10 protein-coding genes are annotated in these 11,990 nt (G+C 70.9%); 4 read left to right on the top strand and 6 right to left on the bottom strand.

The window, feature by feature from the left end:
• Positions 1–660, top strand: coding sequence for a hypothetical protein (locus tag AB0M83_RS22325; protein WP_364519878.1), 660 nt, complete (start codon positions 1–3; stop codon positions 658–660).
• On the opposite strand, the gene AB0M83_RS22320 is transcribed toward AB0M83_RS22325, so the two are convergent.
• The 3 genes from AB0M83_RS22320 to AB0M83_RS22310 are packed head-to-tail and all read right to left on the bottom strand — an operon-like array spanning position 645 to position 3,015.
• Complete coding sequence (locus AB0M83_RS22320) at positions 645–1,490, bottom strand: ABC transporter permease (RefSeq protein WP_364519876.1); 846 nt, start codon at positions 1,488–1,490, stop codon at positions 645–647. The two genes, AB0M83_RS22325 and AB0M83_RS22320, sit on opposite strands and share 16 nt — an antisense overlap.
• Entirely contained in the window at positions 1,487–2,464 is a 978-nt protein-coding gene (locus AB0M83_RS22315; RefSeq protein WP_364519874.1) for an ATP-binding cassette domain-containing protein, read from the bottom strand. The genes AB0M83_RS22320 and AB0M83_RS22315 overlap by 4 nt, the downstream gene beginning before the upstream one ends.
• 11 nt (positions 2,465–2,475) lie before the next feature.
• Positions 2,476–3,015 (bottom strand): NAD(P)H-dependent oxidoreductase, encoded by a 540-nt coding sequence (locus tag AB0M83_RS22310; RefSeq protein WP_364519872.1) that lies wholly within the window; start codon positions 3,013–3,015, stop codon positions 2,476–2,478.
• Positions 3,016–3,128: 113 nt separating this feature from the next.
• On the opposite strand from AB0M83_RS22310, the gene AB0M83_RS22305 reads away from it, so the two are divergent.
• Positions 3,129–4,130 carry a LacI family DNA-binding transcriptional regulator gene (locus tag AB0M83_RS22305; RefSeq protein ID WP_364519870.1) on the top strand — a complete coding sequence of 334 codons (1,002 nt, stop codon included), beginning with the start codon at positions 3,129–3,131 and terminating at the stop codon, positions 4,128–4,130.
• Between the two features lie 71 nt (positions 4,131–4,201).
• Positions 4,202–5,416 (top strand): MFS transporter, encoded by a 1,215-nt coding sequence (locus AB0M83_RS22300; RefSeq protein WP_364519868.1) that lies wholly within the window; start codon positions 4,202–4,204, stop codon positions 5,414–5,416.
• A 47-nt stretch (positions 5,417–5,463) separates the two neighbouring features.
• On the opposite strand, the gene AB0M83_RS22295 is transcribed toward AB0M83_RS22300, so the two are convergent.
• The 3 genes from AB0M83_RS22295 to AB0M83_RS22285 are packed head-to-tail and all read right to left on the bottom strand — an operon-like array spanning position 5,464 to position 10,585.
• Positions 5,464–6,354 carry an ROK family protein gene (locus AB0M83_RS22295; protein WP_364519866.1) on the bottom strand — a complete coding sequence of 297 codons (891 nt, stop codon included), beginning with the start codon at positions 6,352–6,354 and terminating at the stop codon, positions 5,464–5,466.
• Complete coding sequence (locus AB0M83_RS22290) at positions 6,351–9,218, bottom strand: beta-mannosidase (protein WP_364519864.1); 2,868 nt, start codon at positions 9,216–9,218, stop codon at positions 6,351–6,353. The genes AB0M83_RS22295 and AB0M83_RS22290 overlap by 4 nt, the downstream gene beginning before the upstream one ends.
• Complete coding sequence (locus AB0M83_RS22285; protein ID WP_364519863.1) at positions 9,215–10,585, bottom strand: APC family permease; 1,371 nt, start codon at positions 10,583–10,585, stop codon at positions 9,215–9,217. Before AB0M83_RS22285 ends, AB0M83_RS22290 begins: the two co-directional genes overlap by 4 nt.
• Before the next feature lie 207 nt (positions 10,586–10,792).
• Here AB0M83_RS22285 and AB0M83_RS22280 point away from each other — a divergent pair, with 207 nt between their 5' ends.
• A complete protein-coding gene (locus AB0M83_RS22280) occupies positions 10,793–11,962 on the top strand; it encodes an ROK family protein (RefSeq protein ID WP_364519861.1) in 1,170 nt (389 codons plus the stop codon).
• Positions 11,963–11,990 lie beyond the last annotated feature (28 nt).

Raw genomic sequence — 11,990 nt, 5'->3', positions numbered from 1 at the left:
ATGACGATGACCGACCTGGCCCCCTTGGCGCTCCCGGAGTGGGCGGTTCCCACGGTGCCCCGCCGACAGGCGGTCGAGGAACACCGCATCCGCATCCAGGCCGAGTGGTGGCGCACGGAACTCGACCGGCGGGGCCTGCCCGGTGACCGGCCGACCGGGCCGACCTTGACGCGCGCCGAAGTGTGGGCGCCGGCCGGTGATGTCTTCACTTTGCTGTGGCGCACGCTGGCCTGGGGTGCCGGCTCGCACCTGCGCCAGAACGCGCGGCGGCTGGACAGCATCGCGACCGACGTCCCCGCCGCCGAGGCCGTCTTGACGGAAGCCGCCCAGGCGTCGCGCCAGGATCCGACGCGCGCCTTCGAACTCCTGCGACCCGGGCGGCTGAACAGGTTCCGGTCGCTCGGCCCGTCCTTCTTCACGAAGTTCCTGTACTTCGCCGGGGGCGGCGCGCCGGACCACCCATGCCTCATCCTCGACCGCGTGGTCGCGACCGCGTTGCGCGACCACTGCGGGTGGGACTCGCTGCACCGCACCGGGCCCTGGCCGGCGGTGACCTACGAGCGGTACTGCACCCTGCTCGCCCGCTGGGCCCGGACCGCCGGCCACGCTGCCGACGAACTCGAATTCAGACTCTTCAACCATGGTCACTTGCGGTTGTAGAGCCGCATCGTCAAGGTCCCGAACACCGCCACCAGCACCACCGAAGCGCCCAGCGTGATGAGTACCGCCGGCACGTCCCACGCGCCCGCCATCGTCGAACGCACTCCCGTCACCAGGTGCGAGATCGGGTTGAGGTCCACGAACACCTGCAGCCACCCCGGCATCGTCTCCGGGCTCACGTAGATGTTCGACAGGAACGTCAGCGGGAAGATCACCATCATGCTGACCCCCATCACCGATTTCTCGCTGCGCAGCAGCAGCCCGAACATCGTCCACACCCACGAGAACGCGAACGAGAACACCAGCAGCAGCGCCACCCCCGCCGCGACGCCGAGGAACCCCCCGCCCGGGCGGAAGCCCAGCACCAGGCCGACCAGCATGATCACCACCGACGCGATCAGGTAGCGCAGCACGTCCCCCAGCAGGTAGCCCACCATCGCCGACGGGCGCCAGATCGGGAGGGTGCGGAAGCGGTCGAACACGCCCTTCTCGATGTCGGTGTTGACCGCGATCCCCGTGTACATCGTGATCATCACGACGCTGCTCGCGAGGATGCCGGGCAGGAAGAACTGCAGGTACTCCCCCGGCGAACCGGCCAGTGCGCCGCCGAAGAGGTACGTGAACATCAGCGTCATCATGATCGGGAACGCCGTCACGTCGAACAGCTGCTCGGGCACGTGCTTGATCTTCAGCACCGCCCGCCAGCCGAACGTGAACGACGTCGAGAGCGCGCCCGGGCGGGGAGGCCGGTGGGTCGCGACGAGCACCGCCGCCAGGTCTTCGGGCTTCGGTGCGGCGAGTTCGGTTTCCTTGACTGCGGTGGTGCTCACGCTGCTTCCTCTCCGCTCGCGGTGTGGTCGGTCAGGGCCAGGAAGACCTCGTCGAGGCTGGGCTGGCCGAGGGAGAACGTGTCGACGGTGATCCCGGCGGCCGCCAGTTCGGCCAGCGCGCGGGCGGACTGCTCCGCGGCCGCCATGTCGCCGGCCGCGGCGGTGAGCCTCGCGGTCAGCGCCACCGGGTCGGGCTCGCGCTGGACGGCGGCGTCGACCACCCGGTTCAGCACGCTCTCGGCGGCCTCGCGCTGCGCCGCGTCGCGCAGCCGCAGGTGGATCGCGCCCGCGCCGACCGACGCCTTCAGCTCCCCCTGGGTGCCTTCGGCGATCACGCGGCCGTGGTCGATCACCGCGATCCGGGACGCCAGCTGGTCGGCCTCGTCGAGGTACTGCGTGGTCAGCAGCACGGTCGTTCCCTGCGCGACGATCGCGCGCACGATGTCCCAGACCTGGTTGCGGCTGCGCGGATCCAGCCCGGTCGTGGGCTCGTCGAGGAACAGCAGGTCCGGCGTGTTGAGGATGCTCGCGGTGATGTCGAGCCGCCGCCGCATGCCGCCGGAGTACTGCTTGACCTGTTTGCCGGCGGCTGCGGTCAGGCCGAACGCCGCCAGCAGCTGCGCGGCGCGGTCGCGCGCCGCCTGCCGGGTGTGGCCGAGCAGGCGGCCCAGCAGCACCAGGTTTTCGGCGCCGGTCAGGTCTTCGTCCACCGACGCGTACTGCCCGGTGAGGCTGACCCGGCCGCGGACGGCGTCAGCGTCGCGGACGACGTCACAGCCGAACACGCGGGCCTCGCCGCCGTCCGGGCGGAGCAGGGTGGCGAGCATCCGGACGGTCGTGGTCTTGCCGGCGCCGTTGGGTCCGAGGACGCCGTAGACGGTGCCGGTGGGCACCACGAGGTCGACACCGTCGACGGCCCGGGTGTCACCGAAAACCTTGACGAGCCCGGAGGTTTCGATCGCGGGTGAGGTCATCTGCGGTCCTTTCACGCGCAGTAGGGGCGGGCCCGGCGGGCGTCGCGCAGCGCGAGCCCCCACCAGGTGAGTTCGTCGAGCAGGGCCGGCACGCGTTCGTCGTCGAACGACGGCGCGAGCAGGTCCAGGGAAACCGCGTCGCGCATCGTCACGGTGTGCAGCTCCAGGAAGACCTCCCGCAGCTGTTCGACGGCGTGGCGGCCGCGGGCGCGGTAGCCGTAGGAGACGAAGCCGACCGGTTTCGCGTGCCACTCGTCGTAGGCGAAGTCGATCGCCTGCTTGAGCGGCCCGGGAAAGCTGTGGTTGTACTCGGGTGTGACGACGACGTACGCCTCCGCCCGGGCGATGCGCTCCCGGAACCGGGTCAGCCCCGGCGTCGGCTCCGCCGGGTACGCCGCCGGGAGGTCCGCCTCGGCGAGGTCGACGGGGTCGAGGTCGAGGCCCGCCCGCCGGGCCGCCGTCGCCGTGAACCAGCCGCCGACGCGCGCGCCGGCCCTGCCTTCGCGGGTGCTGCCGATCAGCACCACCACCCGCAGCGGCCCACTGTCCATTCCGGCCTCCTCTCGCCCGCTACCCGGAAGGCGCGAGACGCGCTGCCAGATCCAATCTGGCTGAAACGTTTCATCCGCGTGGTAGGCTCGCGCTTTCTCTGCGAGGGGGTGCTTTGGTCGGCATCAAGGACGTCGCCAAGCGGGCCGGCGTCTCGATCGGCACGGTGTCCAATGTGGTCAACCGGCCGCACGTGGTCGCGGTGGCCACCCGGAACCGGGTGCTGTCGGTGATCGAAGAGCTCGGCTACGTCCGCGACGAATCGGCGCGGCAGCTGCGCGCCGGCCGCAGCCGGATCATGGGGCTGCTCGTGCTCGACCTCGGCAACCCGTTCTTCGTGGACGTCGCCCGCGGCGCCGAGCAGGCCGCGCACGCCGAAGGCCTCAACATCATCACCTGCAACAGCGGCCAGCGGTCCGACCTCGAGGCGTCCTACCTGGCCATGTTCGCGGAGCAACGAGTGCGCGGCGTGCTGCTGAGCCCGGTCGCGACGTCCGGCGAGGCCCTGCGCGCGTTCCGCCGCAGCGGCACGCCGTACGTGTTCGTCGACCGGAAGGCGCCGACGTCGGAGGCGAGCTCGGTCGCGGTGGACGACCTCGCGGGCGGCGCCCTCGCGGCCCGCCACCTGCTGGAAACCGGGCACCACAACATCGCGTTCGTCAACGGTCCCGCCATCCTCGCCCAGTGCCGCGACCGCGAGCAGGGCGTCCGCACGGCGCTGGCGGGGTCGGCGGCGGAGCTGACGGTGCTGGAGGCGATCGGCCTCGACGTCTCGTCCGGCCGGGACGCGGGCGCCCGCCTGCTGGGCATGAGCCCCCGCCCGACGGCGGTGTTCTGCGCGAACGACCTGCTGGCCCTGGGCGTGCTGCAGGCGATGGTCGGCGCGGGCGTGCGCATCCCCGAGGAGATGGCGATCGTGGGCTACGACGACATCGAGTTCGCCGGCGCGGCGGCGGTGCCGCTGACGTCGGTCCGCCAGCCGGCCCAGCGCCTCGGCCGCACGGCGGCGGAGCTGCTGCTGGCGGAGACGGCGGACACCACGGTGGAGCACCAGGCCGTGGTGTTCACGCCGGAACTGGTCGTCCGCGAGTCGACCCGGGTGCGTCGCGGAGCGTGACCGACGTCGCCGGAAAATAGTTTGGCTTGCTCACGACTTTTCGGCACACTGCCGATCATGGGGCTTCGCGCGTGATCAACAGGTGGGCGCGGCTGCAGGCCGTCGCGGTGTCCGGTTCCTCCGCCGAAGGGCTGATGCTCGCCGCGCTTCCGCTGCTCGCCGTCTCGCTCACCACCGATCCGCGCGAGATCTCACTGATCAACATCGCCGGGCAGGCGCCGTGGCTGCTGCTCTCCCTCTTCGCCGGCGTGCTCATCGACCGCGTGCGGCGGACCGCCGTGCTCGCCTGGGCGTATGCCGTCCAGGTCGGAGCCGCGGTCGTGCTCGCCGCCGTCGCCTCCGCCGGGCTGCTCAGCCTGCCCGTACTGCTCGTCGTCGCTTTCGTCGTCACGTCCGCGCAGGTCCTCGGGGACGGCGCCAGCGGGGCGCTCGTGCCCGAACTCGTCGAGCCCGACCGGCTCGCCCACGCCAACGCTCGCCTCACCGTGATCGACCGGGGTGTCGTGCAGTTCGTCGTCCCGCCGCTGACCGGCTTCCTCGTCGTGGTCAGCGCCGGGGCTCCCGCCTGGCTGGCCGCCGCCTGCGCGTTGCTCGCCCTGTTCCTGACCCGGCGCATCCCGTCGGCGTCGGTGGTGGCCGCGCGGACCCATCCGCTCCGGGACCTGTCGGCCGGGCTCACGCACCTGGTCCGGACGCCGCTGCTGCGGTCGATCACGATCAACGTCGCGCTGGGCTCGTTCGCCGCCAGTGCCGGTAACTCGATGCTCGTGCTGTACGCGACGCAGATCCTGCACGTGGGCTCGGTCGGTTACGGCCTGCTGCTCGCCTGCCTAGCGGTCGGTTGGGTGGCGTCGTCGTTCGTGGTGCAGAAGATCGTCGACCGGCTCGGGTACTCGTGGTCGATGCGGTGGGCGCAGAGCCTCGGCGCGGTGGCGCCGCTGCTGCTGGCCGTGCTGCCGCCGTGGCCGCCGCTGATCGGCGTGGTGCTGGTCTTCCTGACCTCGACGGTGCTGGTCTGGAATGTCTGCTCCCAGTCCAGCCGCCAGCGCTTCACCCCGGCGCCGCTGCTCGGCCGGGTGCTGACCAGCCACCGCGCGCTGGCCTGGGGCCTGACCCCGCTCGGCGCGCTGACCGGCGGCCTGGTCGCGGCGCACTGGAGCCTGCGAGGCGTCTGGGTGGTGGTCGCGGCGATCCAGGCGTTCAGCGCGGTGCTGGTGTGGATCCAGCTGTCCCCGGAAGCCTTCCGCCGCACCGAACTCGCGACGGCCGAGGCCGCCCGGGCTTGATACCGGGTGGCGCACCGGGTCGGGGCACCGGCACGCCACCCGGAGGCCTACCCGCCCAGGGCCAGCGCCACCGCGCCCAGCAACGCCGCGTCCTGGTCGAAGCGGGCCGATACCAGCTCAGGCGGGAACGGCACCGCATGCGCCAGCCGATCCGCCAGCGCCGGCAGCAACACGTCGGCCGAGCGCACCAGCCCGCCGCCGACCGCGATGCGTTGCGGGTCCAGTGCGATCGCCAGGTTCGCCACGTGCATCGACAGCTCGTCGAGCGCCGCCGTCACCAGTTCCTTGGCCTCGACGTTCTCCTTGGCCAGGGCGAACAGCTCGCCCGCGGTGACCGGGCGGCCGAGCAGATCACTCGCCCGGCCGCCCAGCCCACGCCCACCGACGGCTTCCTCGAGCGGCGCCGCTCCGCTCGCGAAACCCTCGGTGTCCTGCGGCGAGAGCAGGTTGTACCCGATCTCGCCCGCAGCTCCGTTGGCGCCGGTCAGCAACCGGCCGCCGACCAGCACCGCCGCCGCGATGCCGGTGCCCAGGGACAGGAACACCGCCGGGTCGGCCCCGGCCAGCGCGCCCCACCGCCACTCCGCCAGCGCCGCCGCCTTCGCGTCCGTCCCCACCGAGATCGGCACGGCCGGGAACTCGGCCGCCACCCGCTCGGCCAGGTGCAGCTCCTCCCAGCCCGGGACGTTCGGCGCGAGCAGGATCCGGTCCGGCAGCACGATTCCCGGGCTGACGACGCCGATGGCGGACGGCTCCGCGCCCGCCTCGGTCAGGAGCGCTCGCGCGCCGGCCAGCGCCCGCACCACGACCTGCTCGGCCCCCGCCTGAGCGTCGGTGTCCAGCCGGCGCGTGGCCAGCAGGTTCCCGTCGCGGTCGGCGAGCCCCAGCGCCACTTTCGTGCCGCCGAAGTCGATCCCGAGAATCCGTTCCTTGTTCACTCCCTGGTCCCCTCGATCTGCGGCGCGACCGCCGCGTCCCCGTGGTGGCCGTGCCCACCGGCCGCCCGCACCACGATCCGGCCGGTGTTGAACCCGTCGACGCTGATCACCGGCACCGCGCCCCGGAGGTCGGACGCCTGGTAGGTGACGGTCAGCGTCTGCGACTGGCCCGGCCACAGCGTGATGTCGTTGTCGTCCCAGGTCGCGTTCGCGAGCTGGTTGTCGCCCGGTCCCTCACGTCCGTCCGGCGTGCCGCGGCGGACGTCGGCCCGCAGGAAGAACGCCGCCCCCGGCGTCTTCGCCGTGTTGGTCACGGTCACCGTCGAAACAAGGTCGCCGCCGTTCGCGCGCGTCGAAGCGACCGCACTGACCTGCGACTTCGGCAGGTTCTGCAGCGCCTGCAGGTTGCTGTACTGGGACAGCGTCGCCTGCGGGTTGCCCAGCGTCTTGCCCCAGTCGACGACGTCCTTCTGCGTGGAGAGCCAGTAGACGTTCCGGTCGACGACCTTCCCGCCCTGCTTCACCTGCAGCTCGACGAAGTAGACCTGCGCGGGCGCCGGGGCCTTCGTCTCGGCGGGCACCTTCGGCTTCAGCACCCCGGTGCGAACGCCCTGGCTGCCCAACGAGATCCCGCCAGCGGTTTGATCATCGAGAACTTTGCCCGCGGTGTCGAGCACGCGGGCCTGCACCGAAAGGCCGGACTGCGTGCCCGCGCCGAGGTTGTCCAGGGTCACCGAACCGTTGTCGTAGCCGTAGATGGCGTGCAACGGCTTGTTCGCCTTCTTGGCGCCGAAGAACGCGCCGGCCTGGTCACCGTCGTCGTTGTACAGCGACCACAGCAGCGTCGGCCAGCCCTTGTTCAGCTGCCAGTAGACGACACCGGTCGCCGGGTTGTCCTTGTCCGTCGAGTGGTGCAGGAACGCCTCGAACTGCGAGCGGGTGTTCTCGTAGTTCGCGATGTTCGCGAGGTCCACATAGGACTTGAGCGAGTTCCACTTCCCGTACCGCTGCATGATCGACTGGTCCAGCGTGTAGAGCGTGCCGAACTTGTAGCCGCCGTGGCCCGGCTCGAAGTTCGCGTGGTACTGGTTGTATTCCGGGTCCTGCCACAGCTTCGCCTGCTCGGCGGGCGACAGGAACCGCTTGATCGAGTCCAGCGTCGGCACGGTGTGCCCGGCGCTCTGCTCGCTCGCGAAGCCCCACGACCCGCCGGCGTTGGTCCGCGAGGAGTCGTCCGCGTCGAAGTGGGAGGTGTCGTACCAGTAGGACGGCGGGACCCAGTCGTACGGGCCTTCCTTCTCCCCCGACTGCCCCAGCGTCGGCGTGCTCTTGTACTCCGCCGAGGCGATCACCGGTACCTGGAAGTCGGCTTCCTTGAACGCTTTCAGCGTCTCGGACTCCTGACGCGGCACCGGCTCGTTGTCACTCCAGCCGTAGTTGAAGACGCTCGGGTGGTTCCGCTCCATCCGGGCGATGGTGTACGCCGAGTCGTGCATGATCCGGTAATCGCGCTCGGTCAGCGTCGAGGCGTCCTCGGGCTGCCAGGCGTCACAGCACAGGAACCCGCCGATGACGAGCAGCCCCGCGCGATCGGCCTGGTCGTAGAAGTCCTGCGGCATGTCGTGGCCCTCGAGGCGAACGCCGGAGAGGCCCATGTTCTTGATCAGCGCGATCTGGTGCGCGGTGTCGGCCTGGTCGTAGCGCAGGAAGAGATCCGGCGCGAAGCCGCCGCCGCGGAACACGAAGTCCTTGCCGTTGATCGTGAACTGCCGCGCCCCCTCGGGCAGCGGCGCGGACTTCCCGACCAGGCGCGAAGTCACCGTGCGGATGCCGAAGGTGCTCTTGGACGACGTCGACAGCACGCCGTCCTGCGAGACCGAGGTGGTCAGCGTGTACAGCGGCTGGTCGCCCATCGAATACGGCCACCAGACCTGTGGCTTGTCGATCTTCACCGGCGCGAAGGCCACCGTCCGCTTGGTGTTCGCCGGGATCGTCACGCGCTGGTGGACGACGATCGGCGCACCCGAAGGCGGGTTCACCGTCGCCGCGACGTCCCCGGTCTGCGGGCTCGCCGCGTCGTTGGTGACGTCGACCTTCACCGTCAGCTTCGAACTGGAGAGGTCGGGGGCGTTGTCCTGCACGACGTGCGCGTTGTCGCCGGTCAGCGCGTCGGACACCTGCAGGGTCGGCGGGAACTGGATGCCGGTGTTGTTGTCCGGCGGGATCTGACCCCAGTCGACCTGGTCGAGCGTGTACATCTTCAGCGGGTCGTTGGGGTAGACCTTGATCGCCAGGGTGTTCTTGCCCGGCTTGACGAGCTTCGAGACGTCGAACGTGTGCCCGGCGAACGCGCCGCTCACGACGTCCTTCGTGGCGACGAGCTTGCCGTTCACCCAGACGTCGCCCTCGCCGACGATGCCCGGGATGGTCAGCTTCGCGTGCTGGCCCGGGCGGATCGCCGGGGTGAAGTCGGTGCGGTACCACCACGGGTCGGCGAACGGCTTCGTGACGACGGGGCCGAGCTTGTCGACGTAGCCGAAGCACTTGCGCATGTTGTCGGAGTAGAAGACGTCCGGGCACTGGCCGTTCTGCACCAGGGCGTTGATCTCGGTGCCCGGGGCGCCCGCGTCGTCCGGCTTGACCGGCAGCCAGCCGCGGGTGCCGTAGCCGGGCGTCGACACCTTCTCGCCGCCGTCCTTGACGTTCGCGGTGGTGAGGACCTGCCAGCCCTGGAGGCCGATGGTGCTCAGGCCGTGCGGTTTCGCCGCTTCGGTGTGGACGTCCTGCGCCGAAGCCGGCGTCGCGACGCTGAGCACCCCCGGCACCAGGAGCAGCGCGGCCAGCGCCGCGAGCTTCTTCGTCATGTCTGAGCCCCTTCGGTTTCGGTGTCGGCGAAGGCTTCCTTGATCTCCTTCGGCCCGAACGGCCACGTGTTCTCGGCCTTCGCATAGACCAGGTACGCGAGGGCGCCGACGGCGATCCAGCCCAGCGACAGCCCGATCGACAGCCAGGTGGCGGAGACGTAGATGTAGACCCAGCCGACCAGCGCGACGATCGTCGGCACCGGGTACAGCCACTGCCGGTAGGGCCGCTTGAGGTTCGGCTGACGGCGGCGCAGCGTCACGATCGCCGCGACCTGGGCCAGGGACTGGATGATGACGAGGGTGGCGACGGCCGCGTTGATGACGTCGGTCAGCGTGAACAGCGAGCCGATGATGGTGATCGCGCCCATGGTGAGGACGCCGGCGGTCGGCAGGTTCAGCTTCGGGTGCAGCTTGCCGAACATCGAGAGGAACACCTTGTCCCGCGCGGCTTCGAACGGCACGCGCGAGCCGCCGAGCAGGCCGGCGAACACCGAGCCGATGGCCGCGACGACGATGAAGACGGTGACGACCTTCGCCGTGGCGGTACCCCACGCCTGTTCCAGCACGGTCGAGGCGACCGACGTGGCGGTCTTCAGCTCCTCCAGGGGAACCGAGCCGAGCACGCCGACCTGCAGCAGGAAGTAGAGGCTCATGATGCCGACGATCGAGAAGAGGATCGACCGCGGGATCGTCCGTCCCGGCGTGCGGACTTCGCCGCCGAGGTAGGCCGTCGTGTTGTAGCCGAGGTAGTCGTAGATCGCGATGATCAGGCCGGCGCCGAGGCCGCCCCAGAACGTGCCTTCGCCGGCCGAGCTGAACGCGCCCGGGGTGAAGGCGAACGCCTGCGCGCCGCTGAAGTGCGAGAAGGCCGCGACGATCGTGGTGAGCACCGCGATCAGCATGACCACGAACAGCACGGTCGTGAGCTTGCCGATCTGGCCGATCTTGCGGAACAGCGCGGCCACGATGACGAGCGTGATGCCGACACCGATGATCTTGCCCAGCGGCGTCGTGCCCGCGTCGTCGGTGACCCCGGGGATCAGGTAGCCGAGGTACTGGACGAGGCCGATGATGCCGGTCGACATGATCAGCGGGATGAACAGCACCGCGCTCCAGACGAACAGGAACGGCATCAGCCGTCCGGTGCGGTACTGGAACGCTTCGCGCAGGTACAGGTAGGTGCCGCCGGCACCCGGCATCGCGGCGCCGAGTTCGGCCCAGATGAGCCCGTCGGCCAGCGCGACGATCGCCCCGATGATCCAGCCGAACATCGCCTGCGGGCCGCCCATGGTGGCGACCATGGCGGGAATCGTGACGAACGGGCCGATACCGCACATCTGGGTCATGTTGATCGCGGTGGCCTGCATCGGGCCGATCTTGCGCTCAAGGGCGGGTTGCGGCTCCCCTGAGCGAGTGGGTGAACTCACGACGTGCCTCCGTCTAGTAGTTAGTAAAGTTTCTTAACATAGAACTCCCGGGGCTGGAAGAGGTCCGTGGATAAACTTGCGGCAACGCGGAGCGGAGATGGGGACGTCGTGGGGCGAATCGGGCCGCAGGTGGGAACCCCGGCGAGCATGCGCGCTCTGAACCAGCGTCTGGTGCTGGAGCGGCTGCGCGGGCAGGGCGAAGCGACCCGGCCGCAGATCGCGGCCGCGACGGGACTGTCGAAACCCACGGTGGGACAGGCGCTCCTCGATCTCGAGCAGCACGGACTGGTCCGGACCACCGGCCGCAGCCTGGCCGGCCCGGGACGCGCGGCGGTCGTCTACCGTGCGGCGCCGGACGCGGGGCACGTCGTCGGCGTCGACATCGGGCGGCGGGCGGTCCGGATCGCCGTGGCCGATCTGGAAGGCAGCATCGTCGCGCGGCTCGACGAGCCGAACCGGTGCCGCTCCGCGAGCGCTTTGGTGCGCACCGTAAGCGAATCCGTCGAACGCGCGGTGGCATCGGCCGGCCTGACCCCGCACGACGTCGTCTCGACGGTGGTCGGCACGCCGGGCGTCCCCGACCCGGCGACGGGGACGGTCCACCGCGCACCGAACCTGCCGGGCTGGGAGCGGCGCGGAGTGCTGCACGAGCTAGTCACGGCACTGGCCGGCGCCGGGGCGGACGTCGTGGTGGAGAACGACGCGAACCTGTGCGCGGTGGGCGAGCACGCGCTCGGGGCGGCCCTGGGCGTGGACGTGCTGGTGTGCCTGACCGTCGGCACCGGGATCGGCATGGGGCTGCTGGTGGAAGGCCGCCTGTTCCGGGGAGCGCACGGCGCGGCGGGCGAGATCGCGGACCTGCCGTTCGGCCCGCGGCCGGCGGGGGCGGGTGCGCGGCGGCCGGGCCCGGTGGAGACGGCGGCGGCGGGGCAGGCGGTGGTCTCGGCGGCCCGTTCGCTGGGATTGACCGCGCGGTCGGCGAAGGACGTGTTCCGGTTGGCCCGGGCCGGCGACTCTCGCGCGCTTCAGGTGGTCGCGGAGGAAGCGGAGAAGCTGGCTTACGTGGTCGCGGCCGTGACCGCGGTGCTCGATCCGCGGTTGATCGTGCTGGGTGGCGGGATCGGGGGCAACGCGGACTTGCTCGCGTCGCCGATGCGGACGGCGCTGGCCGCGACGCTGCCGGTGGTGCCGGAGATCGTGGCGGGGCAACTGGGTGAGGACGCGGTGCTGGCGGGAGCCATCGCGACGGCGCTGGAGACGGCCCGGGAGCTGGTGTTCGACCGGCGGGGGGTGCGCCGCGCGGCCGGTGGAGCGTAGGCCGACCGATCGATCACCACGCCGTTCC

It is taken from the genome of Amycolatopsis sp. NPDC051106, assembly GCF_040682775.1.
GTDB lineage: Bacteria > Actinomycetota > Actinomycetes > Mycobacteriales > Pseudonocardiaceae > Amycolatopsis.
This window is presented reverse-complemented; position numbering and strand designations above follow the sequence as displayed.

Excerpts from the sequence above, each read along its gene's own strand:
- AB0M83_RS22325 (WP_364519878.1), top strand. The coding sequence starts at position 1 with ATGACGATGACCGACCTGGCCCCCTTGGCGCTCCCGGAGTGGGCGGTT.
- AB0M83_RS22280 (WP_364519861.1), top strand. The coding sequence starts at position 10,793 with ATGCGCGCTCTGAACCAGCGTCTGGTGCTGGAGCGGCTGCGCGGGCAG.
- AB0M83_RS22310 (WP_364519872.1), bottom strand. The coding sequence starts at position 3,015 with ATGGACAGTGGGCCGCTGCGGGTGGTGGTGCTGATCGGCAGCACCCGC.
- AB0M83_RS22315 (WP_364519874.1), bottom strand. The coding sequence starts at position 2,464 with ATGACCTCACCCGCGATCGAAACCTCCGGGCTCGTCAAGGTTTTCGGT.
- AB0M83_RS22285 (WP_364519863.1), bottom strand. The coding sequence starts at position 10,585 with ATGCAGGCCACCGCGATCAACATGACCCAGATGTGCGGTATCGGCCCG.
- AB0M83_RS22290 (WP_364519864.1), bottom strand. The coding sequence starts at position 9,218 with ATGACGAAGAAGCTCGCGGCGCTGGCCGCGCTGCTCCTGGTGCCGGGG.